Raw genomic sequence first — 3,343 nt, forward strand, 5'->3', positions numbered from 1 at the left:
AGCGCGGCCAGGCCGAGCCGCCCGTCCCGCACGAGCGCGTCCATCAACGCCCGGTCCACACCGTCCGGCGCGAGCCCCGGCGACGGTTCGCGCGCTCCCGCGCCGGCCGTCCCGAGGGCCGTCATCTGGGTGGGGGCGAGCGCGCGCAGCCGCCAGCGACTGCCCTCGACGGAGAGGGACGTGGCGAAGAGGCAGTCGACGGAGACGAGGTCCGGCAGCTGTTCGAGCCGGGTCGTGAGGAAGCGGGTGAGAGCGGGCAGGTCCGGGGCGAGCACGTCGAGGAGCAGGTCGGCGCTGCCGGGCCCGGTCAGCTCGATCGTCACGGCCTCCTCGAACCCGCTCAGCCGCTCGGCGAGGGCCACCCGGGTGCCGGGGCGGCAGCGCAGCAGCACGAACGCCGTGCAGCGATTGCGGGAGAACTCCCGGCCGGGCGCGGCGTAGACCCAGGCCAGGCCCTCCTCGGTCAGCCGCTCCCAGCGCCGGGCGAGGGTGCTCGCGGTGACGCCGAGGGCCGGCGCGAGATCGGTCCAGGGCGCCCGGGGCCGTAGCTGCAGCGCGTTGACGAGAGCCAGGTCCAGTTCGCTGGTGATGACCGTTTCTCGCATCTCACATGCCCTCCCCGCATCATTCTCGTGATTTCGCCGCCGCATGCGGCCGACGCCCGCACAGTAACCAGCACTTTGGGTTCCGGCCACCAGAAGGGACGCCCCGATGGGCACAGGCAGGGTCAGCGGTACCGGCAGGGCGGGCACCGGTAGAGGGATGCTGGGCGCGATGGCGGTCGTCATCGTGTTCAGCGGCGTCGTGCAGGGCTATCTCACGCCCCTGCTGCCGGAGTTGGGCCGACGGCTCGGTATCGACGGTGTCGGCCAGAACAATCTGTACCTGTTGTCGCAGTGCGCGTTCGCCGTGCTGACGCCGCTGCTGTCCCGGCTCGGCGACCTGTACGGGCACCGGCGGCTGCTTCGCCTCGCGCTGACGATGGTGGCCGCGGGGTCGCTGCTGATGGCGGTGTGGCCGACGGCGGCGACACTCACCGTGGGCGTGGTGCTGCAGGGCGCGCTCGTCGGCTTCTTCCCGCTGCTCGCGGGAATCCTGCGCTCGCGTGCCCCGGAGCGCGGCCGAGGTGGCATCTCGCTGCTGGTCGGCGCGCTGCTCATCGCCATCGGGGTGGGAGGTCTCGTCGCGGGCGCGCTCAGCGAACGGCACGCCGTGGCGGGGCTCTGGGCGGCGGTGCCGGTGGCGCTGCTCGCCCTGGTCGCCGGTCTCGTGCTGCCGGACAGCGACGGGCCCCGCGGCGGCCGGTTCCACTTCGGGGCGGCGGCCCTGCTGACCGCGGGTCTGGTGGCGCTCGTCCTGGTGCTCGCGCAGGGCGGCGCGTGGGGCTGGGCGTCGGTGCGCTCCCTGGGGACCGCGCTGCTCGCGGCGGTGGTCCTCGGCGCCTGGGTGGCGGTGGAGCTGCGCGCGCGACATCCGCTCGTGAACGTACGGATGCTGCGGGACCGGCGGCTGGCGGTGGTGAGCGCCCACACGTTCTGCGCGGCGTTCGGCACGATCGGCTTCCTGGGAGCCAACGCCCTCTTCCTGGGGGCCGATCCGGCGGTCACCGGGTACGGGATGGATCTGGGGCCGCAGTCCATCGCGACCGTGTCGCTGGCGATGGTGGTCGCGGGCTTCGCCGGCTCCACGGCGACCCCACGGCTCGCCCGCCGCATCGGCGACCGGGCCGTGCTCGCGGCCGGCGGCGTGCTCGTCGCGCTGGGCTTCCTCGGTATGACGCTCTTCCACGGCACGCTCCCCCAGTACGTGGCATCCGCCCTGGTCGTGGGTCTGGCGACAGGCCTGTTCGAGTCGATCACGCGGACGCTGTCGGCGGAGGTCGTGCCCGAGCGGCAGACCGCCCTGGCCGTCGGCCTCAACGAACTGGCGCTGTCACTGGGCGCGGCGATCGGTGCGGCCGTGATCGGCGGGCTGTTCGCGGCGCATCGACTCGGCGGCGCGGGCGGGCACATCGCCCTTGCCGGCTATCAGTGGAGCTGGGGGGTGTGCTGCGGTGTGGCGCTCGTCGGCGCGGCCGTGGGCCTCGGCTACGGCGACCTGCGCAGCGCGGACCCGCGCCCGGCCGTCGGCGTCCGCCCCCTCTCCCCCCGTCGTCCCTCCGACTCCCCCACCTCCCCCAACTCCCCGAAGGAGGGGCTCGTATGACCACGCCGTCCACCCTGCACGCGGCGGTGCGCGAGGAGGTGCAGGGCCGCGGCGAGCAGCTCGTCGCCCTCAGCCACAGCCTGCACGACGAGCCCGAGACCGCCCTGGAGGAGCACCGCTCCGCGGCGAAGATCAGCGCGCTGCTCGCCGCGTCGGGCTTCACCGTGACCCGGCCCCTCCCCTCCCTTCCCACGGCGTTCCAAGCCAGCCATGGGGCAGGGGAGTTGGTGATCGCGTTCTGTGCGGAGTACGACGCGCTGCCGGGCATCGGCCACGCCTGCGGACACAACGTGAACGGCGCCGCGGCGGTCGGCGCGGCCCTCGCGCTCGCGCCCGTCGCCGACGAACTCGGCGTCACCGTACGGCTGATCGGCACCCCCGCCGAGGAGGACATCGGCGGCAAGGTGCTGCTCGTCGAGGCCGGCGTCCTCGACGACGTGGCGGCGGCCATGATGGTGCACGCCGCGTCCGACGACAGCGTCGGCGCGTCGTCCCTGGCGATCGGCGCCTGGGACATCACCTACCGGGGCCGGCCCGCACACGCGGCCCTCGCACCGTGGGACGGCGTCAACGCGCTCGACGCGCTGACCGTGGCCCAGACCGCGCTCGGCCTGCTGCGCCAGCACCTGCCGCCCGGCTCCCTCGTGCACGGCGTCGTCACCGACGGCGGCAGCGCGCCGAACGTGGTCCCCGCTCTCACCCGCGCCCGCTACGAAGTGCGCGCACCGACCCTGGAACAGCTCGCGGCCACCCAGGACCGGGTCCGCGCCTGCTTCGAGGCCGGCGCCCTCGCGACCGGCGCCGACCTCGAACTGGAGCCGCACGGCAGGGACTTCGCCGACCTGCGCCAGGACGACTTCCTCACGCGGGCGTACACCGAGGCGGTCCGGACGCTGGGCCGCGACCCGGTGTCCCGGCACGGCGAGACGACGGCGTCGACCGACATGGGCAACGTCTCACGCCTGCTGCCCGCGATCCATCCGACCATCGGCTACGACACCGGCGGCGCCCTGCAGCACACGGCCGAGTTCGCCTCCTACGGGAAGTCGCCGGGCGCGGACCGGGCGGTCCTCGACGGTGCGACGGCGCTCGCCCTGACCGCGGTCGCGGCCGCGACGGATCCGGCCCAGCGCCGGCG

The 3,343-nt window shown here is 74.5% G+C and carries 3 protein-coding genes; 2 read left to right on the top strand and 1 reads right to left on the bottom strand.

Annotation, left to right across the window (positions count from 1 at the left end):
• A partial coding sequence (locus tag G3I40_RS33765) for an Lrp/AsnC family transcriptional regulator (protein ID WP_164558649.1) occupies nt 1-605 on the bottom strand: 605 nt, incomplete at its 3' end.
• Between the two features lie 106 nt (nt 606-711).
• Here G3I40_RS33765 and G3I40_RS33770 point away from each other — a divergent pair.
• On the top strand, nt 712-2,205 hold the full coding sequence (locus G3I40_RS33770) for an MFS transporter (RefSeq protein ID WP_164558650.1): 1,494 nt from the start codon (nt 712-714) through the stop codon (nt 2,203-2,205).
• Nucleotides 2,202-3,343: amidohydrolase (locus tag G3I40_RS33775; RefSeq protein WP_164558651.1), on the top strand; the 1,142-nt coding region annotated here is incomplete at its 3' end. The genes G3I40_RS33770 and G3I40_RS33775, both read left to right, overlap by 4 nt.

Source organism: Streptomyces sp. SID14478, assembly GCF_010548525.1.
In the GTDB taxonomy this organism is placed as follows: Bacteria; Actinomycetota; Actinomycetes; order Streptomycetales; family Streptomycetaceae; genus Streptomyces.

What these genes read in the sequence shown, in the direction of transcription:
- G3I40_RS33770 (WP_164558650.1), top strand. Translation starts at nt 712, where the DNA reads ATGGGCACAGGCAGGGTCAGCGGTACCGGCAGGGCGGGCACCGGTAGA.